Source organism: Cryobacterium sp. M23 (genome assembly GCF_002929655.1).
GTDB lineage: Bacteria > Actinomycetota > Actinomycetes > Actinomycetales > Microbacteriaceae > Cryobacterium > Cryobacterium sandaracinum.
The window spans coordinates 86,582-113,381 of the sequence record NZ_PJJV01000079.1 but is presented as its reverse complement, the minus strand read 5'-3'; the positions used below and the strand labels follow the sequence as shown (position 1 = coordinate 113,381).

Sequence of the window (26,800 nt, the reverse complement as noted above, 5' to 3'; positions counted from 1 at the left end):
TCCAGAGGTTGGAAGACGGTTAGCGGGGGTAGACCCGGATCGGGGCCGCCAGCGGCCCGGCCTGGCTCAGCGGGAATGCCGCGAGCAGCCCGTCGCCCGCGTAGGCTACCGAAGCCACGGTCGAGGTGCCGCCGGACACGAGGTAGCGCTGCGACTGCTCCAACGGCATCGTGGCCGAGCCGCCGGCCGGCACCGCCACTGTGCTGGATGCGCCATTGTCGGGGGTGGCCGTGTAGGTGGCGTCGACGGTGCCCATGTTGACCAGGTTGAGTTGCGGGGACGGGCCGTCGGCGGCGGCCACCAGGAACTCGTCGGCGAGGGCGTCGGACGACGCGAACCAGGCGAAGTCGCGGCCTGCGGAACCCGCCGCGGAACTCTGCGCTGCGGCCACGATCGGCTCGCTGGCGGTCAGTTCCAGCGAGTAGGTACCGGGAACGAGCCCGGTCAGGGGCACCTCGGTGGCAACCCCCGGCTGGATGTCGACCTGGACCGAGGCCCCGGCCGCCTGGCCGGTCGCACCGGTCACACCGACCTGGACCGTCGCCGCCACCGTTCCGGGCACAAGCACCCGCACCGAGGTGACGTCGTCACTGAGGCCGCCGACCTCGTCGGGGGCATCCGATCCGGCCGCGTTGGAGACGATCACGCCGGCGATGGCCAATGCCTCGGCAGGGCCGTTGGAGGGACCGAGGAGGTCGACGCCGCCGGGTTCCAGCCCGCGCACGATGCTCTGCTGCAGCGTGGCCGCCACCTGGCCGCCCTTGGACTGCACGTGCAGCACGGGTGAGCGGAGGTTGGGGGCCAGTCCGGCGAGGGAAACGACCCGCTGGGTGCCCGGCTGCACGAGGATTCCGGTGGAGCCGGGGGCATCCACCTGACCGGTCTCGCCGAACACGGCCAGGTCGACGGTGGCCACGACCGTGGTGGGGTTGCTGAGCAGCACGAGGCTGGTGCGGCCGATGTCGGTGGAACCGCCGACGAGCCAACTATCACCGGCCGCCTCCCCGCAGCCCGCGACGGCCAGGCCACCGAGCGATTCGCCGCCCGCGATCTGGGACTGACTGCCCGTGACCAGCGGTGCCGCCCCCGACCCGGGCGGGGTCGGAACGCGCAGCAACTGCGGTGCGCCGAACGATTCGGTGTTCGCGTTGTCCGGGGCCGCGATGGACGTAACCTGCGGTTCGATCCACCCCGGCTCGCCCGACGCCGCATGGGCGCCGAAAACGGCTGCAGCGCTTCCGACGGAACTGGCGGCCTGTGCCTGGCTGGAATCCTCGGCCAGCACGAGGAGCGGCCCCGGGCAGACTCGTTGCTGCTCGCTCGGAGTCGGCGACACGATGATGGACGACGGCCCCTTCTCAAGCGTGGGCCAGGTGACGAGGGTTGCCGCGCCGACGGACGCGACGACGACGCCGAGACCGACCAATCCGGCCACCGCCCGCGCCCCGAACAGGGCGATTCCGCGTTTACTGGGCATGGTCGTGCTCCTCCGAACGGGCGCCGATTTCCGTGTCAGGTCCGGAGTCGGGTCCGGTACCGGAACCGACGTACGGTGACGTTCCAGGGACGGCTTCAGTCGACGTGACCGGTGCGGCTGTGTCGAGGGCGCTCGCCGCCGAGGGCGTGACGGCGCGCTCGGCGGAGGGCCGGAAGCCGGGCGCGGGCTTCCTACGGGCCGCCGCCTTGGCGATGCGCTTATTCTCCCTGGTGCGGGCCTTCGCCGTGTTGCGGATGGCGTCCCGGCTGGCCTGACGCACCGCCTCCGGCCCCGCACCGGTGGGGATCGACAGGAGCACGGTGGCCCCGACCACAAGCACGGCGATGACGAGGAACACCAGACCGAGGGTGCCCCCGGCGTTGGCCGGGATGGCGCCGTTGGCCGCGGTGGGGACCGGGGCATCCGTCACCTCGTACTGCCAGAGCCGGCCGAAGACCGTGTCTCCCACCGGCGCCAGGGCGGCGTTGCCGTCGAGGGCGGTCGTGGTGCGGCCGGCGGTCTCTTCTGCCGCGGGGGTGACCGGCGCCGTGTTTCCGGGACCGGCCGGTGCGACGGCGGCCGGTCGAAGCAGCACGAAACGGATGCCGAAGTCGGCCAGGCCGGCCGCTGCGTCGAGCCCGCTGCGCGAGGCGAGGTTTCCGGCCAAAGTGGCCAGCTCCTCCTCCCGCGGGCTGAGGGTCACGTCGGTGCTGCTGAGGGTGGACTGGGTGTTCAGGGTGGCGCCGGGACCGCGCACGATGGTCGCGAGGATGCCCCCGTCGGGTTGCGGCACGATCTGCAGGGTGCCGACCCGGGCATCCGTCTGCGCCTCGGCGCTGACGAACGCGGGCTGGGTGCGGTCGATGCCCTCGGCCACGACACTGGTGCCGAGGGGCAGGGCTGCGACCAGCGGCGCCACCACGATCACGAGCAGGGCGACCACGGTGACCGCCGGGGCGATGGCGAAGCGGCGCAGGCCGCGCAGGGCGAAGACGACCGCGCCGACCAGTCCGAGCCAGTACAGGCTGAGCCCGGCGCCGGCCCAGATGCCGACCGGCTGGCCGCCGACCGAGGAAAGGGAGAGCTGGCTGGCGGCGATGGCCGTGCCCGCACCGAGCAGGGCGGTCAGCAGCGCGAAGCTCGCGCCGCGGGCCCCAGGCAGGAAGAGGGCAAGGGCGCCGAGTACGGCCAGCGGAATCAGGAGCACCGGCACGAGCACGGACGCGTCGACACCGGGCAGCCCGAGCGTCTCGAGCAGCGGGGTCCACCCGCCGAGCTCACCGGACGGGAAGCCGAGCAACAGCTGCCACACCGAGACGTCGGGGGCGGGCAGAGGCAGGCCCGGGTCCGCCAGCAGGGCCAGCCAGTTGCCGCGCAGTCCCTGATTCCAGATTAGAGGTGCCGCGAGGGCGAGCGCCGCCAGAGGGATGCCGATGAACCGCATACCGCTGCGCCCACTGAGCAGCATGGCGATCAGCCAGACCACCAGGAGCGCGGGCGCGAGCGACGGCGCCGCAGCCACGATGGCGGCGAACAGCAGGGCCGCGGAGCCGGACGCCGACCACGAGCGGGCGGCCATGAACCCGGCGAAGAACAGCCACGGCAGCAGCAGGTGCACGAGGATCGCAGCCGGACGCCCGGCAGCGAGGGCGCTGAGGAAGGTGGGCGACAGCATCCAGAGCACGGCGGCGATGGCGCGAATGGACGCGCGCTCGGAGAGGCGGGTCGCGGCAAGCCAGGCGCCGAGGGCGGCCAGCGGCAGGGCAAGGAAGTGGAGCAGGACGAGCGAGAAGGACGGCGCCCAGAAGGTGAGCGAGCCCAGCACCGCCAGCACCGTGGCGAATGGGTCGGCGCCGCCGACAAAGCCCAGGCCGATGTCGCGCCAGCCGTAGCCGATGCTCCCCCAGAGTTCGGCGGGGGTGTCCGACAGTGGCAGCAGCGCGCCGCCGGTGAGGGTGCGGGCGCCGATCAGAGGGCCCAGGACGATGAGGCCGGCTACCAAGGCGGCCAACACGGTCCACGCGCCGCCACCGGAGATGAAGCGGATTTCAGGCACCTCGCCGTTCACGCTGGTGAGGCTGGCCTCACGGCGGAGCGCCTGGCGGCGGCGCACCTCGACGGTGGGCACGCGCAGCGAGGCGATCGACGCCCAGCCCAGGGTGCGGGTGGCACCGAAGCGGCGCCGGGCAGCACTCACCCGCAGACCGCTGAAAGCCGCGGCGAACGCGGCGGAGTACTCACCCAGAATCGCCCCGGGTTCCTTCTGCAGCAACTGCCCGAACGAGCGCAGCACCGCGAGGGGAACCAGGGCCAGCCAGTGCAGAGGGATCATCCAGCGCGGGGAGTAGACAAGCCGGCGATGCAGCTGCGCGGCGCGCATGGCACGGAGGCGCTTGCGGCGCGCGCGGCCGCGGGAGGAGCCGCTGGTGCCGGCAACGCCGTCTCCGGCTGAGGCCACCTGAGCCGCGGCGACGCCAGAGACGCGGTAACCGGCCATCCGCACGCGCACACAGAAATCGAGGGAGTCGTCCGCGGACGGCAGGGCCGGGTCGAAGCCGCCGAGCTGCTGCCAGACGAGGTGGCGCACCAGCATGCCGCCGGCGCTCACACCGAGCACGTCGCCCATTCCATCGTGCTGGCCCTGGTCGAGTTCGCTCTCCACCAGGGTGACGGTCGCACCGCCGGGCGTCAGGGACTGCCCGAATTCGTGGATGTAGTCGCCGGCGTCCCAGTCCATGACCTTGGGACCGGCCACGGCAACGGATGGCGCAATCTCCAGTTCGCCGAGCAGGGCCGTCAGGGCGTCGGGTTCCGGCGCACTGTCCTGGGCGAGGAGCCACAGCATTTCGCTATCGGACTCGGCGGGCGCGATGACCCTCTCGGCCGTGACGATGGCCTCGCCGAAGCTGAGTCCGGCATCCGCTGAGATGAAGTGAGTCGGTGCGTAGGCAGCCAGAAGCGCGGCCGTAGTGTCGGTCGATCCGCAGTCGACCGTGATCACGACGTCGGGTTGACGTGTCTGGCGACTCAGCGCCTCGAGAGTGCGGTCGAGGTGCTTGGCGCCGTTACGGGCAACGAGGATGGCGGTGACTCTGGCATGCATATGGAGAACAGCCTAGATTGGATCGGGCCCGATGAGGAGCAATGGGAGGGGCGAGCCTGAAAAACACTGTTTCGCCTCCGGTGCCGCAGCCGGCGTCGGGTCCGGATTCGCATGCCGTGGGTCGTTTTACGGCCCGTCTGAGGCCTAGCTGGCCCGCTTGCGCAGTTTGCGCCGTTCCCGCTCGGACAGGCCGCCCCAGATTCCGAACCGCTCGTCGTTGGCGAGCGCGTATTGCAGGCACTGGGTTTTCACCTCGCACGAGGAGCAGATCTTCTTGGCATCGCGGGTCGACCCTCCCTTTTCGGGGAAGAACGCCTCCGGATCGGTCTGCGCGCAGAGCGAGTCCGATTGCCACGACAGAAGATCGCCGTCGCCCGCTTCCTTGCGAACCCCGGGAACACCCAGACGAACCGGGTCAATGAACCAGTCCTCCGGTACCCCGGCACGAGACTCTGATAGCGCCATATCGTCATCCACCCCACTGCAAAATGTGCCCAAAATTACGCGTCAGCCCTAATTACAGCCGTGTAATTCCTTGCCGTCAAGTCGCTGATACTAAACCGTCAATATTTGTTGGAGGGTTTCGACTCGCCCAAGAGCGAAAATCGGTGAGATTTGATTGGTCACAACGCTGAGACGGATGCCGCCTGCCGCGATTCCCAGGCGCTTTGCACCATCTCCTCCAGGCTGTGGCGCATGGCCCAGTCCAGATCGCGGGCCGCGAGTTCGCCGGAGGCGACGATCCGGTCGGGGTCGCCCGCGCGGCGCGGACCGATCACGGGCGCGAAGTCGATGCCGGTGACGGCCGCCACGGTGGACATGATCTGCCCCACCGACACTCCGTCGCCGCTGCCGAGGTTGTAGACGGGCAGCACCGGCTCGCCGGCGTCCAGGTGCCGGGCCGCGGCCACGTGCGAGAGGGCCAGGTCTGCCACGTGGATGTAGTCCCGCACGCACGTTCCGTCGGCGGTGGCGTAGTCGTCGCCGTTGATGCTCGGGATGCGGCTCTCCATCAGCGCGTCGAAGACGAGGGGGAAGAGGTTGTGCGGGCTGGTGTCGCGCAGGTCGAGCGCTCCGGACCCGACCACGTTGAAGTAGCGCAGCGCCGTGTAGCGCAGTCCGGCGGCGACGGCCTGATCGCGCAGCAACCATTCGCCGATCAGTTTGGACTCGCCGTAGGGAGATTCGGGGTTCTTCGGGGTTTCCTCGGTGACCAGGTCGGTGTGCGGGGTGCCGTAGACGGCCGCGCTCGAGGAGAACACCATCCGTTTGACCTCGCACTCCTGCATGACCGCCAGCAGGGTGGCCATGGCCGTGACGTTCTGCTCGTAGGTGTGCAGCGGGCGCTGCACCGAGACCCCGGCGTACTTGTAGCCCGCGACGTGCACGACGCCGGTCACGGTGTGCTCGGCGAAGGTGCGCATCAGCAGCTCGCGGTCGAGGAGGGTGCCGCGCACAAACGGCACGTCGGCAGGCACGAATTCAGCGTGCCCGCTGGAGAGGTCGTCGATGACGACCACCTCGATGCCCTCTTTCAGGAAAGCACGAACGATGTGGGAACCGATGTATCCAGCACCTCCGGTGACAAGCCACGCCATCTGAACCTCGCAAGATCTGACGGCAATCGAGCACTGCCGCTCTGCAAGCCTAGCCTCGGTGGCGGGGGAACCGACCCGGGCCCTAGCCAAGACGGTGGCGCGCCCGCAGCATCCGCTCGTGGAACAACGGAAACGCTGCCGACGGCTCGCGCAGGTAGTCGTACTCCAGCGCCGTGACCATCGCCCGCACACACAACCCCCACTGTTTGCGAAGGAGCGCGTAGCTGAACCTCAGGGTGCGCCCGTTCTGGCTTGCAACAAGCAGATCGCGTTCCCGGTCGACCTCGAAGGCGATCGGATCGTCATGCCAGTCCTTCCCATCGATCTCAACGAAGGTCGACGGCCCGATCTGGCCACCGGGATGCCCGACCCCGCTGACGAACGGTTGCGGAACGAAGGGGATGCCCGCGGCCAGGGCCTTGAGTCGGAATTCCGTTTCCCCACCCGCGGCGGCGCGTCCGTCGACCTCGTCGCGCCAGGACTGAACCCGCAGCGGCGCGCGGGCGAAGATCCAGCCAAGGTCGTCGCGGATAATCCCGACGCCGTTTTCCTGGGCGCTGTGCAACGCGGCATCCAGACACACGATTGCGGTGACCCGGTCGTGGTTGTTCAGAATGTGCACGAGGGCCTCGTGCACGCTGGTACGCCACACGCAGTCGCCCCGTCCGTCGATCGCGTCGTCGCTCCACGTCACGCGACACCGCACACCGTCGAGCACATCCAGCCGTGCGCGCATGTCCGTCGGGCGCCGCAACCCGCGCGCGGCGCTGGGGACGCTGACGTGGAGCCTGCCGGTGGTTGGGGTCCAGATCCCGTAGGACTTCAGGCAGCTCAATCCGGCCAGCCGGCCTCCGATCCGGAACGCCTCGACGGCCGACGGCGGCGCCGAGTACCAGCCCTTGCGCACCCGCACGACCGTTCCCCGGTTGACCTCGCCGCGGAGGTGCCCATCGCTCCAGCCTCGGGCGCGGAGTGCGGCGCGTTTGACGAAGAGTCCGTGGTCGAGGATGTCCCTGGTGAGTGAGCGCATGGCCCGCAGCCTCGCAGCGGAGTCGAACCCGCGCCGCGGCATCCGTCACCTTGGGGATAACGCGCCGCCCCCACCGGGTGGGGGGGCACCGTTTCCCGCCCGGACGCTCCCGATCAGACCGCCCCAGCACCCCCGCGCTGCTGCGCGGAAGGGCGACCGCGAACGAATTCGACGGAGATTTTGCTCCGAACAGCGCACAAACCGGCAAATAGCGGGTTCGAGCGCAAAATCTCCGTCGAATTGGTGGGGAGCCAGGGCTAGGGGGTCGTGGCCAAGAAGACCTCGCCGACGCCGGCGAACGTGAGCGTGCCTTCGTCGGGCGTGATGTAGACGGACTCGCCGCGCTTGAGGGCGACGGATGCCCCCGCACCGGCCACCAGGAATCCCCCGGCCGTGCAGATGGCGATCGCGGGCCCCGTCAGCGTGAACTGCCGCATCGGCACTCCCGCGCGAGAAGCCGCAGCCGCATCTGCACCAGCACCCGCGCGAGAAGCCGCAGCCGCACGAGCACCCGCAGCCGCAGCCGCAGGCGCACCCGCACCCCCGGCTTCCGCCGCGATGTGCACGAGCACGAAGTCGTCCACGTCGGGTCGGTACTCCGAGACGCCCGGAGACGACAGCACGGGCGGAAGGTACGGCACGGGCAGCGGTGTGAATTCGAGCACCTCGAGCAGTTCGTCGACGTCGATGTGCTTGGGGCTCAGCCCGCCGCGCAGCACGTTGTCCGAGGCGGCCATCAGCTCCACACCGAGGCCGGACAGGTAGGCGTGGATGTTCCCGGCAGGTAGGTAGAGCACCTCGCCTCGGCGCAGCGACACCCGGTTCGTCAGCAGCGAGATCACGATGCCGGGATCCCCCGGGTAGGCACGGGCGAGGTCCCGCACGGTGGCGAGTTCGAGCGGGTAGTCGAGGATCGCGCCGCTCTCGGCCAGGTCGGCCGCGCTGACGGCGAGGGCAACCACCCGCTCGACCAGCCAGGCCACCTCGCCGGAATCGCCGCCGCGGCCGTCGCGCAACAACCAGTCGACGCAGTCGCGCAGGGCGTCGTCGCCGAGCAGGTGCCGCTCGAGCGCATCGAGCGCGCCGGGCTGCGGGTCGTCCGAGGCCACGTCGAGGGCGCGCAGCTCGCCCAGGATGCCGCGGATCTCGACCGGCTCGCGGAACCCGCAGAGGGCCTCGAAGGTGTCGCTCAGGGCGAAAATCACCTCGGGCTTATGGAACGGGTCGCGGTAGTTGCGGTCCGCCGCATCCTGCGGAATGCCGGCCGCGTTCTCCAGGCCGAAGCCGATCCGTGCCCGCTCCGCGGTCGGGTGCGCCTGCAGCGAGAGCGGTCCCGCGGCGGCGAGGATCTTCAGGAGATACGGCAACCGCGGAGCAGCGGGCGCGGCGAGCGCGGCGCCGAGGGCCTCCTTCGGGGCTGCGTGGATCCAGTCCAGGAGGGTGTGGTGGCCGCCGACCTGCTCGGGGTCGGTGATGACGCTCGGCGATCCCGGGTGAGCGCCCAGCCAGAGTTCGGCCTCAGCTGTGCCCGACGGATCGTAGCCGAGCAGACCCGCGATGGCGGTGGTCGAACCCCAGGCATAGTGCCGCGGCGTATTGGTGATGCCCACAAACATGGCGCTCTCCTGCACTCTTAGGTTTAGACCAAACTACCAACCGCTTGCGGCGTGCCGGTTCCGCGACCGTAGGCTGCGAACATCCGCCGACCGCCGCACGCCGGCCGTCGCCACCCCCTGCAATGGAGCACCTGATGACCTTCGAGCTACTTCCCAGCGACTTCTACGGCTACGAGAATCTGCTGACCGATCAGGAGAAGACCGCGCTCGCCAATCTGCGCGCCTACCTCGAGTCCGACGTTCGGCCCATCGCGAACGGATGCTGGGAGCGCGCCGAGTTCCCGGCCGAGGTCATCCGGCCGCTGGCGGCGCTCGGGGCCTATTCCTTCGGCTGGCCTGAGACCCGGCCCTTCCAGAACTCCGCGGTGTTCCGCGGCTTCGTGGCCCTGGAGACGGCGCGCGTGGACGCATCCGTCGCCACGTTCGTCGGGGTGCAGAACGGCCTCGCCTGCGGAACCATCTCGGCGACCGGCTCGCCGGAGCAACGCGACGAGTGGCTGCCGCGCCTGGCGAGCGGGGAGCTCGTGGGGGCATTCGGGCTGACCGAGCCGCTCTCCGGCTCGGACGCGGCGCAGGGACTGCGCACGACGGCCACCCGCACCGGCGACACTTGGCTTCTGAACGGCGCCAAGCGCTGGATCGGCAACGCCACCTTTTCCGACATCACCATCATCTGGGCGAAAGACACCGCCGACGGCATGGTCAAGGGCTTCATCGTGACCACCGACACCCCCGGCTACAGCGCCACCAGGATCGAGGGCAAGATCAGCCTGCGCTCGGTGCAGAACGCCGACATCGTGCTCGAGAACGTGGCCGTGCCCGAAAAGAACCGGCTACAGAACGCGAACTCGTTCAAGGACACCGCCAAGGTTCTGCGCCTGACCCGCGCCGAGGTGGCCTGGGCGGCCGTGGGAACGTCGATCGGCGCCTACGAGGCGGCCGTCGCGTACGCGAAGGAGCGTACGCAGTTCGGCAAGGAGATCGGCGGCCACCAGCTGGTGCAGGACCTGCTGGTGAAGTCGCTGGGCAACATCACCGCCAGCCTGGGCATGGTCGTGCGGGTCTCGCAGATGCTCGACGAGGGCAGCCAGCGCGACGAGCACGCCGCCCTGGCCAAGCTCTTCACGACCGCCCGGATGCGCGAAACGGTCGCCTGGTGCCGCGAACTATTCGGCGGCAACGGCATCGTGCTCTCGTACGATGTGGCGCGCTTCTTCTCCGACGCCGAGGCCGTCTACTCCTATGAGGGCACCCGGGAGATGAACACCCTGATCGTGGGGCGCAGCATCACCGGCCAGGCGGCCTTCGTCTAGGCGAGTCAGGGGCCGCGCCCGCCTTACCGCCGCGAGCCCCGAACGAATTCGACGGAGATTTGGGCGAAACTAGTCCTCAAAACCCCGAAAACGCGCTTTTACGGGAGAATCTCCGTCGAATTGGTTCAACGCCGAGCGGGCCCGGGTCGCGTCGGGCGGCTACGCCAGCGTCAGGAAGAGCTTCTCCAGCTCTTCGACCGTGAGGGAATTTTCCCCCTGCGGGTTGTCGAGGCACTCGCGCATCGCCGTGGAGACGATGACGAAACCGGCCTTGTCGAGGGCGCTGGACACGGCGGCAAGCTGAGTGACGACATCCTTGCAGCTGCCGCCGGCCTCGACGGCGGTGATGACCGCCGCGAGCTGGCCCTGGGCCCGGCGCAACCGGTTGAGGATCTTCTTCTGGTTCTGTTCCCCAGCGACGTCTGCAGCAGCGACGTCGGCAGCGGTAGCGGTGATTTCGGTCATGCCGGAATCCTTTCAGACTTGGCGGCGATGACGGGCATCAGGCCGAGAGCGGTTTCGCCGGCGATCCAGGTGCGGTAGCCGCCGTCGAGGTTCTGCACGTCCAGCCCGTTCTGGCTCAAAATGCGTGCGGCCGTGTGCCCGCGCTGGCCCACCTGGCAGTGCACGATCACAGGTGCGTCGGGCAGCTCGGCCAGGCGGTCCCGCAGTTCGTCCACCGGAACGTTGATCGCGCCGGGAATGTTCCCGGCGGCGAACTCCGCCGCCGAGCGCACATCCACGAGCACCGCGCCCGCGGCCCGGGCTGCGGCCAGCTCGTGCCACTGCAGCGCACGCGTCGTTCCCGCGGCAAGGTTGTCGGCGACATAGCCGAGCTGGTTGATCGGGTCCTTCGCCGACGCGTACTGCGGCGCGTATGCCAGCTCGAGGCGGGTGAGAGCGGATGCCGTCAGTCCGCCGGTCATCGCCGTCGCCAGGATGTCGATGCGCTTGTCGACGCCGCTGCCGCCGACGATCTGGGCGCCGAGGATGGCATCCGTCGCCGGGTCGACCAGGAGCTTCATCGACATGCCCTCGGCGCCGGGGTAGTACGTGGCGTGCGAGGCCGGGTGGGTGTGCACGACCCGGTGCGCGCGGCCGCGCTGCACGAGACGCTTCTCGCTCCAGCCGACCATGGCCGCCGTCAGGCCGAAGATGCCGAGGATGGCGGTTCCGAGCACCGGGGAGGCCGACGCGGGCTCGCCGGCGATGCTGTCGGCGGCCGCCCGGCCGTGCCGGTTTGCGAGGCCGGCCATGGTGATCAGGATGCCGCTGTTGTCGACGGCGTCGATCTTCTCGACGCCGTCGCCGACCGCGTAGATCGACGGGTCGTTGGTCTGCTGACTGCCATCGACGGCGATACCGCCGCTCGCGCCGATCGTGATGCCCGCCCGGGCGGCGAGCGAGGTGTCGGGGAGCACCCCGACGGAGTCGATGACGAGGTCGGCCGGAACGATGGATCCGTCGCTGAGCTTGACTCCCGCGTCGGCGGCGGCGACGACGGTCGTGTTCAGGCGTACGTCAACGCCCCTCAAGAGCAGCTCGTCGAAGATCGGCGCGGCCATCTCGGCGTCGAAGGGCCCGAAGACCTGGGAGCCGAACTCGACCAGGGTCACGTGCACGCCGCGGCGAACGAGGTTTTCGACGGCCTCCAAGCCGATGAACCCGGCGCCGATGACGACGGCGGAGGCCTGACCCGTGATGCCGGCCAGCAGAGCGGTGATGTGGTCGACGTCGTCGACCGTGCGCAGGGTGCGAGTGGCGAGGCCGGCCGGGGTGATCCCGGTTCGGGCCGTCGCTCCGGCAGCCAGGATGAGGCGGTCGTACGTCTCGGTGGTCTCGGCGCCGGTCTGCGTTTGGCGCACGGAGATCGTCTTCGCTTGCCGGTCGATCGCCGTGACCTCGTGGTCGACGCGCACGTCGAGGCGGAAGCGGGCCCCGAGGGATTCCGGGGTCTGGAGTAGGAGATTGCTGCGGTCCGTGATCACGCCGCCCACGTAATAGGGAAGTCCGCAGTTTGCGAACGAGACATAGTGGCCGCGTTCAAATACAATGATGTCTGCCGTCTCGTCCAGCCGACGCAACCGCGTCGCCGCCGACATTCCGCCCGCAACTCCACCAACAATGATCGTTTTCATTCGAACCTCCGGGATAAGTATACCCCAGGGGGTATAGAAAATGATCGATGGCCGCCCCGGCACGCTCTAGCCTTAGACACATGCCCGCCGTCCAGAGTCGATTCGTCGTTCGCACCTTCGCGACGCTCGTCTTTTTCTCCGTCCTGGCCGGCCAGTTCTGGCGCAGCCTGTTCGGCTGGTGGGGCTACGGCGCGATCGCGCTGGTCATCGTCGTGAGCAGCGTCGTCGCCCTCGTCAAATTGAACCCGGACTGGATGTGGTCGCGGTTCCCGAAATCGCTCATCGCCTTCCTCGGTCTGGCCACCCTGTCGCTGGCCTGGTCGTTCTACCTCGGCGCTTCCCTGATCGGGGTCACCCTGCAGTGGGCAACCACGCTGGCCGCACTGTTCCTCGCCCTGTGCCTGAGTTGGGCCGAGCTGCTGCGCACGCTCGCCGCCGCACTGCGCTGGATCCTCGCCCTGTCCCTCGCCTTCGAGCTCATCGTCGCCGTGTTCGTGCGGCAGGCCGTGCTCCCCTTCTGGGTCGACTACGGCACCCGCAACGTGCCGGAGTCGTACTACTGGACCCGCAGCATCCTGTTGCAGGGCGGCCCGATCGAGGGCATCGTCGCCAACCGCAACCTGCTCGGATTCGTGGCGCTGATCGCCGTGATCGTCTTCGCCGTGCAGCTCGCCGCCGGCACCGTGAGCCGCAACTGGGGTCTGGCGTGGCTGGGCCTCGGGGTGCTCATGCTGCTGCTGACCCGGTCCGCGACCGTGACGCTTGCCGCTGCCGCCGTCGCCGCAGCGCTGCTCTTCGCCCTCTGGGCCCGCCGCCGGCTCCCCGAGGGGCGCCGGCCGGTGTACCTGGTGGCCGCGGCATCCGTGGTCGTCGGCGGTGTCGGCCTGGTGGCCCTCACGCCGCAGCTCCTCGCCCTGCTCGGCAAATCCGCCGACCTCACCGGCCGCCTCGACATCTGGCGCAGCGTGGCCGGGCTGGCCGCCGAGCGCCCAGTGTTCGGCTGGGGCTGGGTGAGCTACTGGGCCCCCTGGGTCGAACCCTTCGAGGGTCTCGCCGTGCGCCGGGGCGTCGTCTACCTTCAGGCGCACAACGCCTGGCTCGACGTCTGGCTGCAGCTGGGCGTCCTCGGGCTGATCATCTTCGCCGCCGCCGTTTTCTCCACGCTGTGGCGCTGCTGGTTCCTCGCGGTCGACCGGCCCAGGCGCGCCCTCGCCGACACGGAACCCTACGCGGCCTCCGCCCTGCTCCCGCTGCTGCTCCTGGTAGCCCTGATCGCCCAGAGCCTGGCCGAAAGCCGCATCCTGATCGAGTCCGGCTGGCTGCTGCTGGTCGTGCTCGCCGTGATCACAAAGCGACAGCAGGCAACCAATCAACGGATGCCTTAGGCGGTAGCGTGGGAACGTCATGACCTACCGCGCGTATCCCCCCGCCGTGCCGGACCAGTTCACACGGCTGTTCGCCTCCCCCAAGTTCGCCTCCTCGCTGGCGCTGGTCATCATCGGCTTCGCCTTTTCGACCACTGCCCTGCGCGCCGTGATCGGCCCGCCCGGCGTCGTCGGCATTCTCGTGGGCCTCGTCGTGCTGGCCGCGTTCTCGCTCACCGCCCGCTGGGCCGGCGTCGACTGGCACGGGCTCCTGCCGATCTCGATCATGGTCTTCGTGGGCTGGTGTGCCCTGTCGGTGCTGTGGTCCAGCTACCCGCTGCAAACCCTCAGCGCTTCGCTCTACCAGCTCGCCTTCACCTTTTTGGCCATCTACATCGCCCTGGCCCGCGACACCATCCAGGTCGTGCGCGCCACCGGCGACGTGCTGCGGGTGCTGCTCGGACTGTCCCTGGCTCTGGAGGTGCTCTCCGGCCTGCTGCTCGACACGCCCTTCGTCTTCCTCGGCATCCAGGGCAACATCGACTCTTTCGGGCCCGTGCAGGGCCTCTTCGGCTCTCGCAACGTGTTCGGGTTGGTCTCGCTGATCGCGGCGGTCACTTTCGCGGTCGAACTGCGGTCCCGGTCGGTGCGGCGCGGGCTCGGCATCGGCTCCATCGCCCTGGCCGTGTTCGGCCTGCTACTCACCCGCTCCCCCGTCATCCTCGTGGTGGCCCTGTTCGTGGGCCTCGCCGCGCTGGCGCTGATCTGGCTGCGCGCCACGCCCGCCGCGAACCGGTGGCTGCTGCAGATCGGGCTGCTCGGCGGCACCGTCGTGGCCGGCATCATCGCGGTTGCGGCCCGCGCGCGCATCACCGACCAGCTGAACGCGGGCAGCGAGTTCGAGGCCCGCACCACACTCTGGGGCGAAATCTGGCGACTGGCCATGCTGAACCCGCTCGAGGGTTGGGGCTGGGCCGGTCTCTGGCCCGTCGACGTGACGCCCTACGGCTGGCTCAGCTTCGTCACCGGGCGCCCGCAGGCCTCCGCGCTGAACGCGTTCCTCGACGTCTACTTCCAGGTCGGCCTGGTCGGCCTCCTGTCGTTCCTCGCGCTCGTGATGCTCGCCTTCTGGCGGTCGTGGCTGCTTGCCTCGGACAAACGCTCGATGGTCTACGTCTGGTCGCCGCTGGTGCTGGTGACCCTGCTGGTCACCTCGGCGGCTGAAAGCACCGTGCTGGTCGACTTCGGCTGGCTGCTGCTGCTGATCTGCGCGGTGAAGGCCGCGCAGGGCAAGAGCTGGCGCAGCCTGCTGCAGCCCACCCCGCACCGGCACCCGGAGAACTGAGCGGGGGCCGAGCCGAGCGAAAGCTCAGACCGGCTGCACCAGGTCGCGCAGCATGTCCTGTAGGCCGAGGCCGAAGCGACGGTAGTCGCCGGCACGCCAGCCCGCGAAAACGGACGCGACCCGGGCCGCGCGCAGGGCCGGAAGGGTGCTGCGCCGGCGTTCGTGGGCCAGCTTGGCGTCGATCAGGGCGAGCGTTCCGGCTGCCGGCGCAGGCTGCAGCTGCGCCGCCCGCGCCTGCAGCGCCTGAGCTCGGGCCAGCAAACGGGCGTTGCGCGCCGTGCGCGGCGCCCGCAGCCGGCCAAACCTGCCGGCCGCGTCGAGGTTGGAGGCGCCGATCTGGTTTCCTGCGTGCTGGCGGTAGTCCAGCAGCGGGATTTCAAGCAGGTCGACCTCCCCGGTCGCGGCGGCAACGATCGCCAGCCATTCGTCGTGCACCCACGCCGCCGGAAACGGTCGTGCACGCTGCACGAGCCCGCGGCGCAGCATCACGGTGGCGCCGGTTACAGTGTTGCGGCGCAGCAGGATGTCGAAGGCGTTCCCCTCATGCTCCGCGGCCCGCTCCGCGGCGGTGACCCCCAGGGTGGCGAGCAGGGTGCGGCCCGTCGGCAGGCCCGCCTCGTCGACGAGGCGGGCATCCGTATGCAGCAGTTGCAGGTCCGGGCGGACCCGGAACTCGGCGATCAGCAGGGCCAGCCGCTCCGGGGGCCACACGTCATCCTGGTCGCTGAGCGCGATCAGCTCGCCCGTGCAGTCAGTGAGCGCCTGCTCGAAGTTCGCGGTGACGCCCAGCGGGGCAGAGTTGCGGATCAGGCGCAGGGTCACGGCCTGCCGCGGATGCTCTACCTTCCAGGCAGCGAAGACGCTTTCCACCTCAGCCGGGGTGTCGTCAGTGGAGCCGTCGTCGGAGACGACGATCTCGTCGGCGGGCGCGGTCTGGCCGAGGATGCTGCGCAGCTGCTCCTCGATGAACGCGGAGCCGTTGTAGGTGCAGAGGGCCACGGACACGCGCGGTAGGGATGCCCCGGGCGCGCGCGACGAGGAAGCGGTGGAGCGAGCCATCAGCGTCGCTTCAGGCCGACCGACAGCACGCCGAGGAAGAGGCCGCCCATGACCGTCTGCGAGCCCAGCATCATCAGCAGGGCAGATGGGATGGCCACCCGCACGGTGGCACCGGCCTCAAGCGCGCCATAACCGCCCGCCGCCCAGCCGATCAGCTGCGACAAGGCTATGCCCAGGCCGATCAGGAACAGCACGACCCCGAGGATCGCACCGCTCTCGAGGCTGATGCGTTTCTCGAGCCGTTCGAAGTTGCGGCTGCGGGGGATGCGGAACCCCTCATGCTGGGCGTAGATCTTGGTGAGCAGGGCGAACAGGAAGGCCTGGTAGCCGACGACCGCCAGGGCGGCCAGGTAGATCTGACTGGAGTAGGTGAAGCCCACCTCCCCCACCACGACGGGTCCGAAGCCGAGCAGCACGGTGCCGACCAGGCCGATCAGGAACGCGGAGATGCCGGGGATCAGGAACAGCCAGCGCGGGCTGAAGATGAGCAGGAACCGCAGGTGCCGCCAGCCGTCCCGCCAGCTGCGCAGGTGCGGCGGCCGGCTGCGGCCGTCCTTCTTAAGCGTGGTCGGCACTTCGCTCACCCGGGACCCACCGAGTGTGGACTTGACCACCATCTCGCTGGCGAACTCCATGCCCGAGGTCTGCAAGTGCAGGGCAAGCATCGACTGGCGGTTGAAGCCGCGCAGCCCGCAGTGGAAATCCTTGATCGGGGAACGGAACAGGGAGCGCCCGATCCACGACAGCACCGGGTTTCCGAGGTACCGGTGCAGCGGCGGCATGGCGCCGGGTTCGATGCCGCCGCGAAAGCGGTTGCCCATGACCAGTTCATCGCTCGCACGCAGCCGCTCAACGAAACCGTCGAGTTCGCTGAAGTCGTAGCTGTCGTCGGCGTCACCCATGATCACATAGGTGCCGTGGGCGGCCTCCATGCCTACGATGAGAGCGCTGCCGTAGCCTTTTTCCGTGACATTCACGACCCGGGCCCCGTGCGCCTCGGCGATCTGCTGCGACCCGTCAGTGCTGCCGTTGTCGGCGATCAGGACCTCACCGGTGATGCCGCTTCGCCGCAGATATCCCTGGGCCTTGTCGATGCAGATCGCAAGCGTCTCGGCCTCATTGAGGCACGGCATCAGGATCGAAAGTTCAATGGTTGCGGTGAATGTCATGCTCGCTGCAAGTCCCGTCATTGTTGGTCTGGCCCCCTCATCGTACAGACTGGGCTGTGTGGACCTTGGACTGGTTGTGTCGACGCTCGGCCGTGTCGAGAGCCTGAAGCGACTCTTCGATTCCCTGTCTGGTCAGCTATTGGTGGGTGACACGCTCCTTGTGGTCGCCCAGCGAAACCTGTCTGAAGTGGAGGCCCTCGCATCCGTCTATCGCTCGGAGAGCATGCGAATCATCGTGACGACGTCGCCGCCCGGGGCTGCCCGCGGCCGGAACGCGGGCGTCGCGGCGCTGCCGGCCGACCGGGATCTGCTGCTTAATTTTCCCAATGACACCACCTGGTACCCACCGGGCGCGCTGCAACGAATGAGGCTTCTCCCCGAGGGCTTCCTTGCGGGCGCCCTCACAGTGGTCGACGAGAACGGGCCTAAGTTCGTGCTGCCCGAGCCGGGCGCGGCCCTGACCCGGTGGACGGTCTGGAGCGTGATCGAGATGGGCATCCTGATCCGGCGCAGCGTGTTCGACCGGATCGGGGGCTTCAACCCGGAGATTGGCACCGGCGCCCCGACGCCCTGGCAGGCCGGGGAGGCCACGGACCTGCTCCTGAAACTGATCTGTGCCGGGGAGCACCTCGGCTTCGCTTGGCAGCCGCCCGCGCTCACGGTGGGCGGGATCAGCGACCCGAGCGGGCTCAGCAGCGCGGAACGCCGTCACAAGCTGCGCGGCTACGGCCGCGGGCTGGGACGCCTGGTGACCCGCTGGCGGTATCCGTTGTGGTGGCGGTTCGCGTTCCTCGGCGGCGGTCTGTTCTTCGGTCTGCGCAATCGCGGCACGAACGCCCTCACTGACGGCTGGTGGGTGTTCCTCGGCCGGCTCGAAGGAATGCTTGGGCGCGCCCTCGGCCCCGTCGGCACGCTCACCGCGGTGACCCGATGACGGCCGATCTGCCCGCCCCTCTCCGTCTGCGCCGGGCCACACTCAGCCTGATCACCCTGCTCGGGGGTGTATCGCTGGCCGTCATCCCCGCAGCAACGGTCGCCATCTCGTCCCGACTGTTCAGCCGGCCGGAGCAGGGCGTCATTGCCGTGGCGGTGATGGTGGCCACCTTCGCCGGCCAGCTCACCTTCGCGGTCGTGCTGGAATCCCGGCTCAGCTCGGCGGCAACCGACCGCCGGGTGGTGTTCCCGCTCTGGCTGGCCGGCCTTGCCCTGGTCGCCGCCGTGGTGATCGCCCTCAACGCCACGAACCCGGTCGTGCTCTGTCTCGGCCTGCCTCTGCTGATCGCCGCGCTGGAAGTGGGCCGGGGCGTCTCGGTCGCCGAGCGTCTCGACCTGCGGGAGATCTGGGCATCCATCGCCGTGGGGCTCGGTGCCCTCGCCGGTGTGGCGGCAGCGTTCACCGGCCAGGACTGGGCGCTGATCCCGCTCGTGGCCGGAATCGCCCTGGCCACCCCGGTGCGCTGCCTGCCGGTGACGCACCGGGCCAGTCGCCCCGAGCCGGCCGTGATGAGCTGGGTGGTGGCCGACACGGCGATCACCGGGGTGATCTATCCGCTCCTGAATGTAATGATCCTGACACTGATCGGGCCCGGCGGCGCAGTGCTGTTCACGGCGATCGCGACGGTGTCCGGCCTGCTCGCGATCCCCCTGAACTTCATGCGACTGCGGCTGCTCAAGGAGCATTCCCGGCTCGACATCGTGGTGTCGGCCGGCGCGGTGGTCGCGGCCGTGGTGGTGCTGATGATGCTGGAGCTCACCGGAGTGCTCGGCTTCATCTTCGGCGGCGTCTGGACCGGCTCGGCCGCCGTCCTGCCGCTGGTGCTCGCGTGCGGCTGGCGGGCCGCGTCGCTCGCCACGACGATTCCGTTCGCCGCGTTGCGCCGGATGGGCGAGGTGCGGCTGCTCACCGGGCTGCGCGCCGCAGTCTCCGTGATGGCGTTCGTCCTCGCCGGGATCGGCCTGGCGCTGAACAGCCTATCCGCCGTGTTCCTGGGCCTGCTCATCGCTGAGCTGGCCTCGGCGGTGGTCTACGAGCTCGCGCGACGCCGCCGGGTGCGCGCCGCCGCGCTGGTCGTGGTGGCCGCCGCGTGAGCCGTGTCCTCGTCGATCTGCTCTTCTACACCGGCCGCAAGGGCGGCATGGAGTCGTACGTGCGGGAGGTGTACGGCCGGATCGAACCGGATGCCGGCGGGATCGAATTCATCGGCCTCGCGTCGAGCGAGCTGGCCGGCTCGGACACGTCCTGGTTCCCCGGCGAGATCGTCGACTCGGGCATCAGCGGTGAGAACCGGATCGCCTGGGCCCGCGGTGAGCTCGTCACCGTCGCCCGCGCGGCCCGCTGGCTGCGCGCCGATCTGGTGCACTGTCCGGCAAACCTCGGCCCGGTCTGGTCGCGGGTGCCCGTGGTGCTCACGGTGCATGACCTGCTGCCGTTCCGGCATCCGGAATACGTGCCTGGGGCCTATTCGCGCATTCTCCGCACCATGATCCGGGTGGCCGCGCACGGCGCCCGCCGCGTTCTCACCGTGAGCGTCGCCTCGGCAGAAGACATCGTGCGCTATCTGCGGGTTCCGGCCGCCCGCATCGACGTGGTGCCGCTCGCGGGCAAGGACCCGGCTGCGAACCCGGACCCTGTGCCTCTCCCCCGGTTGCCTGGCCGGCTAATGGCCGTGGGCAACCGGATGCCGCACAAGAACTTCCCCCTGCTGCTGGAGGCCCTCGCCCTGATCCCCGCCGAGTCCCGGCCGCACCTGGTGATCACCGGCAGCCACGGCGACGACCCGCTCACCCCCGTCGTTGCCCGGCTCGGTCTGGAGCCGTGGGTGTCGCTGCGGGGCTGGCTGAGCGCCGAGGAACTCGACCGGTGCTACGCCGAGTCGAGCCTGATCGTCTTCCCGACCCTGTTCGAGGGCTTCGGACTGCCGGTGTTGGAGGCCATGTCTCGAGGCTGCCCCGTGGTTTGCTCCGACATCCCGGTGCTGCACGAGGTCGCCGGAGAGGCGGCCGTCTACGTCGCGCCGCGGGATACCGCGGCCCTCGCGGCGACGCTGTCCCGCCTGCTCGACGACCCGGCCGAGCTGGCGCGCCTGTCAGCACAGGGCCGTGACCGCGCCCGCACCTTCTCGTGGGCGAAGACCGCCCGGGACACCCTGGCGTCGTTTCAGCGGGCTCTCGCCGAGCGGTAGCGCGCCAGAATCTGGTCGACCGAGGCGCTCAGGCCGTGGCTGACCCGCTCGCGCCGGAACCAGTCGAGCGTGGAGCGGCGCAGGGGCTCGCCGGCCTCGACCGCTCGCACAATAGCCCCGCCAAGTTCGGCGGGCGCCACGGAGAGGGCCACGTAGCCGTTGACGCCGTCGACGACCAGCTCCGCTGCGGCGTTGTCGGGGCCCGCCACCACCACGCTGGGCGTGCCGAAGGCCGCCGCCTCGGCGATGACGAGCCCGAAGCCCTCCCGGGCCGACGGGTTGACCAGCACCCGAGCACCCTGCACGAGGCCCCTCAGCTCGTTGTCGCTCACTCGGCCGAGCAGCTCGACGGCGGAGTCGAGGCCGAGTTCGCGCACTCGTGCGGCCACCCGGGGCGTTTCGGGGCCGGTGCCCACGATAACCGCGCGCAGGGCCGGGACCTGGCTGCGGGCCTCCCGCAGGGCCGGAATGAGATCGATCACGCGTTTGTCGGCGATGTGCCGGCCCACGAAGACCAGGTACGGGTCGGCCGGGCGCTCGGTTGTGGCATCGGGCTCGTCGCCGACGAGGTCGACCAGACCCAGGGCGACCGGCTGGGCACGGCGCCGATAGCGGCGCAGCCGGGCACCAGTGAACTCGCTGTTGACGGTGTGCAAGTCACCGAGGCGGATGCCCACGGTCTGCAGCAGGAACGCGATCGCTCCCGGCAGCGAGCCGGCGTACTCCCGCCACTTCGGCCACGGCCAGACCTCGAGCCAGTCCACGACGACGAACGTTTTCGTCCCGACCAGCGCCAGGGCCACTGCGAATATGTTAAGCACGGGCAAAGCACTTACCACCACGAGATCATAGTGACCGCGATGGCTGTGGAAGTGTCGAAAGAGGGCGAAAGCGAATGCGACAGCCGCGGTGGGCGTGCGCGTTCCGGCCGAATCGCTGATGTCTCCGGCCCAGACCGGAACGACAGTGAATACAGCCGTCGGTGACTCCACGGCCTGCTGCGTCCGTGTCACATAGTCGACGTCACTGCCGTTCAAGATGAGCAGCTCCGCGAGTCGCCGGTAGACCCGTTCACCCCCGCCGGTGGTCCGGGGAAACAGGCAATCGTAGGCGATCGCGACGCGCGGGCGGCTCATCTCAGTGCTTCTTCGAGCCAGCGAGTGCAGCACGCTCGTCGCGAACAACGCTCTGCTCTTGGCGAGCGACGCTCTGTCCGAGGAGTCCCACCCACAGGACGAAGCCGACGGACACAACCCCAAAGAGCAGGCAGAGGGCAGGCCAGCCAAGCGGGGGCTGCCATTGGGGATCGCTCCACATGGCGCTCGGCAGAGCCTCCGATCCGGTCACGTAACGGCGTAGCACCAAGGCAAAGGCGACAGCACCATACAGCAGAATCAGCGCGGCACCGATCCACGTCACACGAGGCGCCAGAAAAGCGAGTCGGTCGCCGGCGGGACCCGATAGCAGCCAGCCCGCGACGACGGCCACTCCCAGGTACAGAAAGAGACCGTAGCGGCCTTGCCAGATAATCCCGGTGCTCGCTACACCGTAGGCCTGCACCAGCGCAGGTACCAATATCGCCGACAGAGAGACAGTGGCCAGGGTCAGGACACCGCGCCGATCCAATGCCGTGACCGCGAGCACAAGCAGGATCGCGCTGGCAGCCACGATCGGCCAGAAGGCGACGTCGGGCAGGCTCGCGTCGAACCAGCCGAAGTAGCCAACCGCCTGTTTCAGGAAAGGCACGGTCAGGCGCAGCATGTAGACGACTCCGGTCGGGAATGACGCCCCGACGAGAGGCGCGTCCGCCTTCTCCGCCTGCCCCGACAGGCTGCCTCCGCCGAGTGTCCAGAGCACGGAGAAGAGCCCGGTGACCGCGATAACGGTGAGCCATAGGTAGCTCCGGCGATTCGTGAACAGACCCCGCACGCTGGACCAGCCACCGACCAGGAAGCACAGCAACACAACGACCAACAGCCACAGCGGACCCAGCGCCCTCGCATTCGCGAGCACGGCGGAGGCCACTGTCACGATGACCCACAGGTACCAGCGGGGCAGGTTGACCGCAGGCCTGGCGGGATGGAACGTTTGCAGCAGACGAGGCAAGGCTGTCCACAGCGCGACGGCAGAAGCGATTTCCACACCGTTCGGATTCACGGACCCGAGGAGGTAGATGATCATGGGACTCGCCGCAAAGGCAACCGCAAAGGGCATCCACCGGGCACGGGCGCCGGCGACCGCGGTCTGATAGGCCCAGGCAAGAAACACGGAGCCGAACAGGGCGCTCAGGATACGCAGGATGTAGACGCCGGCCGAGCCGTCGACGAACAGGCTCGGCCAGCCGATCACGTAGTAGTACAGGGGATTGTATCTCGCCACCCAGCTAGAAGGGCTCGTGGCGCCGTCAGGGTCACCGATCTCCACACCACAACTTGCCGGAACCTCTGGGTGATAGACAAAGCACTGGATCTGAGGGCTGACCGACCACCCGGCGGGGAGATTGAACACCGGATGTCTGGCGTCCGGTTCAAAGTGACCGACGAGTTCACCACGGAGCTGGCCAACGGCCTTGATGACGTGCGCGTTCTCGTCCGGGACCGAGAAGATAGGGCTGGCCAACGACCACAGTGTCGAGAGCAAAGCGAAGAAGACGAACGCCGTCCAGAAGGTGCCTGTTCGGCGTCCGTCGCTCACTGCGGTTTCAACCGCGTGAGGAGACGCTTTCGACCTTCGCAGGGCCCCGGGCATCACAAACGCCAGGCCCGGACCAAATTGGTCACGAGGCCCTCAGCGACCTGCCGGACGTTTGGGGGCGCTGTAGGCCAGGTAGGTCAGTCGGGCGAGTTCCCGTCGGGATTTCGTGATTCCGTCTAGCATCAGTCCGACGAATCCGATGAACGCTCCCACAATGACCAGAGTCGAGGCAAGAAGAGCGGTGGGAAGACGCGGCACGAGTCCTGTGTCGAAGAACTCGAGGAGAACGGGCGCACCGAGAACAACGGCGCCGACGATCAGAAGGCTTGCCAGCAGGCCGTGGAAAAAGAGCGGACGTTCGTGCCGAGTCAGGTTGACGATCAAGCCGAGGATTTTGAACCCGTCCCTGAATGTATTCAGTTTGCTTTCACTGCCCTCCGGGCGATCGCGAAAGCCGACTTTCACCTCGGTCTGGGGAACACGGAGGCTCATTGAGTGAACCGTGAGTTCAGTCTCAATTTCGAACTCGTGCGACACTGCCGGGAACGACTTGACGAAACGACGCGAGAAGACGCGGTAGCCACTAAGCATGTCGTTGACCCTGAGCCCGAAGACCGCGCTGACCAAAGCGTTGAAAGCCCGGTTGCCGGCGGAGTGACCTGGTCGGTAAGCAGATGTCGACGACTCTTCGCGCACGCCCAGAATCTGGTCGTAGGGGCCGTTCAGAAGTTCTTCGACCATGCCGGGTGCAGCGAGAACGTCGTAGGTGTCGTCCCCGTCGATCAGCAGGTAGACGTCGGCTTCAATATCGGCAAAAGCCCGACGCACGACGTTTCCCTTGCCTTTGGTGTCCTCGTGGCGAACAATCGCACCGGCTTTCAGCGCCAGCTCCGCTGTTCGGTCCGTGCTGACGTTGTCATAGACGTAGACCTCGGCGCCAGGCAACGCCAGAAACAGGTCGGTGACCACCTTGGTGATTGCCGCCTCCTCGTTATGGCACGGGACGATGACAGCAATTTTCACACCGGTGAACATATTCAACTTTGACACTCACGATCACTAGATTCATCGAGACCACACTGGACTGGCCCGGACTCGAAAGGACCCCTGTCAGGGTACTCGATTAAAGAGTTCGTCCGCGCCCGGACGAAGCAGTCCCTGCCCGACGTTCTGGATATGCTGTTTCCTCTAGGCTTCGCTGGCATCCCGGGAGCTCGAGTCCACAGCAAGGAGCTTTCCATTGAAGTCACGGCAGTTGATGGACCACGCCAAGAAAGGAAGCGCCTTCCTGGTCATCGGCGGGGCCGCCTTCATCATCGACGCGGCCGTGTTCAACGCTCTCGTTTACTGGGGAGAGCGGGGTCCGATGTTCGATTGGCCCCTCGCCGCTAAAATCATCTCCATCGTGGCCGCGTCCGTTGCGACTTATGTCGGAAACCACCTGTGGACCTTCCGTGACCGCCAGACGAAGACTTCCTTCCGGCACATCCTCGCCTTTATCGCAATCAACGGTGTGGCGATTCTGGTCCAGCTGGGCTGTCTGGCCTTTTCGCGGTATGTTCTCGGCCTGGCAGATCCCGTCTCCGACAACATCTCCGGAACCATTGTTGGCCAGATTCTTGCCACCGTTTTACGGTACTTCTCCTACAACGTGTGGGTATTCCCGAAGAATCCGGACCTCAGCCCGGCGTGACTTGGTAGATGAAGTGCTGGGACGGCCCCTCATTGACCTCATCCAGCAGAACCGCGCATTCCTGATCGAGGGGCGCGTCCGTCAGCACGTAGTCCACACGATCCTGGCCGAATGAACTGCAGGAATCGAACGTTATCCGAATTTGATCTCGCACGGGGCTAGAAACGGTCGGCTCCCCTGACCCTGGCTCCCACCCGACGTTGGCGAGCCGGTTCCAGACGTCCTCGTACTCCCCCGAGGGGTCGATCTCGTCCCACATCTCCTCCGGCGGGTAGGTCTGGACGCCGTTCATGGCTTCAACACCGGATTGCACGAGCACAGCCGTGGGCACGTAGCTGCCGATGCCGACCCAGGTCCCCGGCTCCCTGGAGTCGATCTTCCGAACTTCTGTTCCGACGGCTGTCTCATTCAACTCAAAGATACCGAGGTAGAGCGGGTTGACGCCCAGCCCGACTATCGCCGATGCGAGCAGGAATGCCACCGACCCGGCAAAGATCCACTGTCGCGAAAAAGCGACCGCGCACACGATTATCAACACGGCGGCGATCTTCCATGACGGTGACAGTGCGATCGTCTCGGGGGCAGAAGTCCTGAAGTAAGCCCAGGGCACGACCACGCTCAGCAGCACGGCACCGGAGGTGACCCAGCTGACGCTCCACGGCACGCTCCTGATGCGCGCCTTCGACAGGCGCTCGGAAAGGACCACAACGGAGACGATTCCCAGGATCGCCAGGCCCAGTCGCAGACGTGATGCGCTACTCCGGTCCAGAAGCAGGAGGTGGGCCAGGCTGTCCCAACCAGGCAGGAACATGAAGGCCAGGATCACAGACGTGCATGCCACAACCGACATCGACAGCCAATCGATCGTCCGGTTCTCGGCCCACTGCTGAGTGATCAACCAGATCAGCGGAACCAATAGGAACAGAGCGACCATAAGCACCGAAGCGGCTTCGGACTGGTTCCCCCCCAGTCCCTCAACCCCATCGTTCAGCAGGGCCTGGTCAAAGGGCCCGCCCATGAGTCCCATCAGGCCTTCCAGGCCCACGGTCCCCGTCTTCTCGAATCTTTGGCCTGGGTAGACCGTTTCGAAGAGTGCCCGGATGGTGTCGAGTCTGGTGGCGATCCACAGGCTCAGCACCGCTGCGGCGCCGACCCCGGCGGCGATCAAGGGCACCAGCCGCACCAGAACCGTCCGGAACGGGACACCCTGGTCTCTGGATTCAGAGAGACTGAATCCGATGAGGAAGAAGACGACTACCAACGCGGCAGGCACGATGAACGGAGCATAGATCGACATCGCGGTGGCCACGGCTACGTAGGCGATCGCGGCTGCCCACACGACACGAACCCACCTGGCCGGGTGTCGGAGGGTCCACACGATTCCAGTCATCGCCAGGAACGCGAGGGCGACCGGCCAGATGGTGGTGGGCAGGAACCACCACTGGATGACCGGGGTCAGGAAGAGCGCCGCGCTGAGCAGCGTAGCCGACAGCGGGTGCTTGGGCAGCAGGCTGACCACGAACGAATAGCATGCACCGACCATCACGCAAGCGGGAAGCCACCACCTCACCGCCATCCCCTGGTCCAGCGGGAGGGCAAGAAATCCCAGTAGGTGCGGCCTGAATATGGACGACCAGTCGAGGGTGGGCAGGTCGTTCTGAACGGTAGCGTCCATTCCTCCCGGCAGAGTCTGGTTGAAGGTCCCAAACCCCTGCTGGTACTGAGACATCACCCAGCTGGACTGAACTAGCCACTCATCACTGCGAATCGGTCGCGGCTCCCCCATGAGCAGGGACGGGTCCTGGCCGGTGCCGAAGTACGACCAGTACACGCCCGTCGACGACCCGGAGACACCGAAAGCGACCAGCAGAATGCAGGCGATCAGCAGAAGTGCGGGAAACCACAGCGAAACGAAGAGGCTGGGCAGCCCGTACCGGCTCGGTTGAGTGAGCTGGGACATCGCCGCCACCGACGCCGCACTGCGACGGCGGAGCGCGGGAACGAGCCCAGGCCGACTCC

The 26,800-nt window shown here is 68.1% G+C and carries 21 protein-coding genes; 7 read left to right on the top strand and 14 right to left on the bottom strand.

Annotation, left to right across the window (positions count from 1 at the left end):
- Positions 1–19: 19 nt before the first annotated feature.
- From CXY82_RS13795 to manA, 6 genes are all read right to left on the bottom strand, one after another.
- Complete coding sequence (locus CXY82_RS13795; RefSeq protein ID WP_104171416.1) at positions 20–1,477, bottom strand: DUF5719 family protein; 1,458 nt, start codon at positions 1,475–1,477, stop codon at positions 20–22.
- Positions 1,467–4,580, bottom strand: coding sequence for a glycosyltransferase (locus tag CXY82_RS13790; protein ID WP_104171415.1), 3,114 nt, complete (start codon positions 4,578–4,580; stop codon positions 1,467–1,469). The genes CXY82_RS13795 and CXY82_RS13790 overlap by 11 nt, the downstream gene beginning before the upstream one ends.
- Before the next feature lie 144 nt (positions 4,581–4,724).
- Positions 4,725–5,045: a WhiB family transcriptional regulator gene (locus tag CXY82_RS13785; protein WP_104100299.1), complete on the bottom strand. Its 321-nt coding sequence runs from the start codon at positions 5,043–5,045 to the stop codon at positions 4,725–4,727.
- 158 nt (positions 5,046–5,203) lie between these two features.
- Complete coding sequence (gene galE, locus CXY82_RS13780; RefSeq protein WP_104171414.1) at positions 5,204–6,178, bottom strand: UDP-glucose 4-epimerase GalE; 975 nt, start codon at positions 6,176–6,178, stop codon at positions 5,204–5,206.
- 82 nt (positions 6,179–6,260) lie between these two features.
- On the bottom strand, positions 6,261–7,208 hold the full coding sequence (locus CXY82_RS13775) for a hypothetical protein (RefSeq protein ID WP_104171413.1): 948 nt from the start codon (positions 7,206–7,208) through the stop codon (positions 6,261–6,263).
- Between the two features lie 257 nt (positions 7,209–7,465).
- Positions 7,466–8,824 carry a mannose-6-phosphate isomerase, class I gene (gene manA, locus CXY82_RS13770; protein WP_104171412.1) on the bottom strand — a complete coding sequence of 453 codons (1,359 nt, stop codon included), beginning with the start codon at positions 8,822–8,824 and terminating at the stop codon, positions 7,466–7,468.
- A 134-nt stretch (positions 8,825–8,958) separates the two neighbouring features.
- On the opposite strand from manA, the gene CXY82_RS13765 reads away from it, so the two are divergent.
- Positions 8,959–10,137 carry an acyl-CoA dehydrogenase family protein gene (locus CXY82_RS13765; RefSeq protein WP_104171411.1) on the top strand — a complete coding sequence of 393 codons (1,179 nt, stop codon included), beginning with the start codon at positions 8,959–8,961 and terminating at the stop codon, positions 10,135–10,137.
- Positions 10,138–10,296: 159 nt separating this feature from the next.
- Here the strand turns inward: CXY82_RS13765 and CXY82_RS13760 are convergent, their stop codons facing one another.
- The gene (locus CXY82_RS13760; protein ID WP_104100304.1) at positions 10,297–10,602 is read right to left on the bottom strand and encodes a metal-sensitive transcriptional regulator; all 306 of its coding nucleotides are present in this window, start codon (positions 10,600–10,602) and stop codon (positions 10,297–10,299) included.
- On the bottom strand, positions 10,599–12,275 hold the full coding sequence (locus tag CXY82_RS13755; protein ID WP_104171410.1) for an FAD-dependent oxidoreductase: 1,677 nt from the start codon (positions 12,273–12,275) through the stop codon (positions 10,599–10,601). Before CXY82_RS13755 ends, CXY82_RS13760 begins: the two co-directional genes overlap by 4 nt.
- Positions 12,276–12,355: 80 nt before the next feature.
- On the opposite strand from CXY82_RS13755, the gene CXY82_RS13750 reads away from it, so the two are divergent.
- Both CXY82_RS13750 and CXY82_RS13745 read left to right on the top strand, forming a co-directional pair.
- Entirely contained in the window at positions 12,356–13,660 is a 1,305-nt protein-coding gene (locus CXY82_RS13750; RefSeq protein WP_233199348.1) for an O-antigen ligase, read from the top strand.
- A 19-nt stretch (positions 13,661–13,679) separates the two neighbouring features.
- On the top strand, positions 13,680–14,984 hold the full coding sequence (locus CXY82_RS13745) for an O-antigen ligase (RefSeq protein WP_104171408.1): 1,305 nt from the start codon (positions 13,680–13,682) through the stop codon (positions 14,982–14,984).
- A 24-nt stretch (positions 14,985–15,008) separates the two neighbouring features.
- Here CXY82_RS13745 and CXY82_RS13740 read toward each other — a convergent pair whose 3' ends face one another.
- Both CXY82_RS13740 and CXY82_RS13735 read right to left on the bottom strand, forming a co-directional pair.
- Complete coding sequence (locus CXY82_RS13740; RefSeq protein WP_104171407.1) at positions 15,009–16,043, bottom strand: glycosyltransferase family 2 protein; 1,035 nt, start codon at positions 16,041–16,043, stop codon at positions 15,009–15,011.
- The gene (locus tag CXY82_RS13735; RefSeq protein ID WP_233199347.1) at positions 16,043–17,212 is read right to left on the bottom strand and encodes a glycosyltransferase family 2 protein; all 1,170 of its coding nucleotides are present in this window, start codon (positions 17,210–17,212) and stop codon (positions 16,043–16,045) included. The genes CXY82_RS13740 and CXY82_RS13735 overlap by 1 nt, the downstream gene beginning before the upstream one ends.
- A gap of 58 nt (positions 17,213–17,270) precedes the next feature.
- Between CXY82_RS13735 and CXY82_RS13730 the strand changes: the two genes are divergently transcribed.
- From CXY82_RS13730 to CXY82_RS13720, 3 genes are read left to right on the top strand one after another with little or no spacing between them, the layout of a single operon-like run.
- A complete protein-coding gene (locus CXY82_RS13730; RefSeq protein ID WP_104194437.1) occupies positions 17,271–18,146 on the top strand; it encodes a glycosyltransferase family 2 protein in 876 nt (291 codons plus the stop codon).
- On the top strand, positions 18,143–19,300 hold the full coding sequence (locus tag CXY82_RS13725) for a hypothetical protein (protein ID WP_104171404.1): 1,158 nt from the start codon (positions 18,143–18,145) through the stop codon (positions 19,298–19,300). Before CXY82_RS13730 ends, CXY82_RS13725 begins: the two co-directional genes overlap by 4 nt.
- Positions 19,297–20,394: a glycosyltransferase family 1 protein gene (locus CXY82_RS13720; RefSeq protein WP_104171403.1), complete on the top strand. Its 1,098-nt coding sequence runs from the start codon at positions 19,297–19,299 to the stop codon at positions 20,392–20,394. The genes CXY82_RS13725 and CXY82_RS13720 overlap by 4 nt, the downstream gene beginning before the upstream one ends.
- On the opposite strand, the gene CXY82_RS13715 is transcribed toward CXY82_RS13720, so the two are convergent.
- From CXY82_RS13715 to CXY82_RS13705, 3 genes are all read right to left on the bottom strand, one after another.
- Positions 20,370–21,530: a glycosyltransferase family 4 protein gene (locus CXY82_RS13715; RefSeq protein WP_104171402.1), complete on the bottom strand. Its 1,161-nt coding sequence runs from the start codon at positions 21,528–21,530 to the stop codon at positions 20,370–20,372. The genes CXY82_RS13720 and CXY82_RS13715 overlap by 25 nt on opposite strands.
- Before the next feature lies 1 nt (position 21,531).
- Positions 21,532–23,034 carry a DUF2142 domain-containing protein gene (locus CXY82_RS13710; RefSeq protein WP_158252193.1) on the bottom strand — a complete coding sequence of 501 codons (1,503 nt, stop codon included), beginning with the start codon at positions 23,032–23,034 and terminating at the stop codon, positions 21,532–21,534.
- A 147-nt stretch (positions 23,035–23,181) separates the two neighbouring features.
- Entirely contained in the window at positions 23,182–24,138 is a 957-nt protein-coding gene (locus CXY82_RS13705; RefSeq protein ID WP_233194042.1) for a glycosyltransferase family 2 protein, read from the bottom strand.
- A gap of 190 nt (positions 24,139–24,328) precedes the next feature.
- Here CXY82_RS13705 and CXY82_RS13700 point away from each other — a divergent pair, with 190 nt between their 5' ends.
- Positions 24,329–24,781: a GtrA family protein gene (locus tag CXY82_RS13700; RefSeq protein ID WP_199180971.1), complete on the top strand. Its 453-nt coding sequence runs from the start codon at positions 24,329–24,331 to the stop codon at positions 24,779–24,781.
- On the opposite strand, the gene CXY82_RS13695 is transcribed toward CXY82_RS13700, so the two are convergent.
- Positions 24,768–26,741, bottom strand: a complete 1,974-nt coding sequence (locus CXY82_RS13695; RefSeq protein ID WP_146069135.1) for a hypothetical protein — start codon at positions 26,739–26,741, stop codon at positions 24,768–24,770. The genes CXY82_RS13700 and CXY82_RS13695 overlap by 14 nt on opposite strands.
- Positions 26,742–26,800: the final 59 nt, after the last annotated feature.